The sequence below is a fragment of the Herbiconiux daphne genome, assembly GCF_024979295.1.
GTDB classification, from domain to species: domain Bacteria; phylum Actinomycetota; class Actinomycetes; order Actinomycetales; family Microbacteriaceae; genus Herbiconiux; species Herbiconiux daphnes.
Genome location: NZ_JANLCJ010000480.1, coordinates 1 through 641, shown reverse-complemented (window position 1 = coordinate 641; position 641 = coordinate 1). Strand labels below are relative to the sequence as shown.

The 641-nt window shown below is 54.0% G+C and carries 1 protein-coding gene; it reads right to left on the bottom strand.

Going from position 1 to position 641, the window contains the following annotated elements:
• Positions 1 to 22: 22 nt before the first annotated feature.
• A partial coding sequence (locus N1032_RS25980) for a hypothetical protein (RefSeq protein WP_456319126.1) occupies positions 23 to 641 on the bottom strand: 619 nt, incomplete at its 5' end.

The following is a 641-nucleotide window of genomic DNA, read 5'->3' as shown; positions in this document are numbered from 1 at the left end:
ATTTCGCGGATGTACGCCATGATTAATCCTTACGATAACGATCCGCCTCGAATCCAGCGGCGGCCAGGGGCATGGATTGCGCCCACGATGGATTGATAGCAAGCAAGCTTGATAGCTCGCTAGCGTTATATCTTGCTGTGTTGATAGCTTCGGTAATTACTTCATCGTGTACGGTCAACACGATTTCATAACCGGCGGCCTCGATGGCGGCCATGTTGTTAGCGAGTACGTCGCGAGCGATGGCTTGCACGATGTTTTCAACCAGTTTCCCGCCGAATGTCTTTAACCGTTTCCATTTACGGGAATAGGGGCAAACGCCCATATAAGTAATTTGTCCGGTTTCATCGACGCGGGGCGAGGGGTAAGAAAGATAACGGCCAGACGGCAAACCGATGCGCAGCCATGCGCCGCGTTTGTCGAACGTCAAACCGTGGGTAGAAGTGGGGCGGCCATTGATCGCGCTCCGGGCGGCATCCTCGACGGCGGCCCAAAGTTTTACAATCTCCGGGTGCGCTCGACGCCATAGCCTTTTAAGCGAATCACACGCTAACCAGGTATCTAGCGGAATGGCGGATAGATGGCCTTTTTGCTTCAGGAACATAGCGAGATTTTCAGCTTCCGCCCACACATCCGCCGGGATG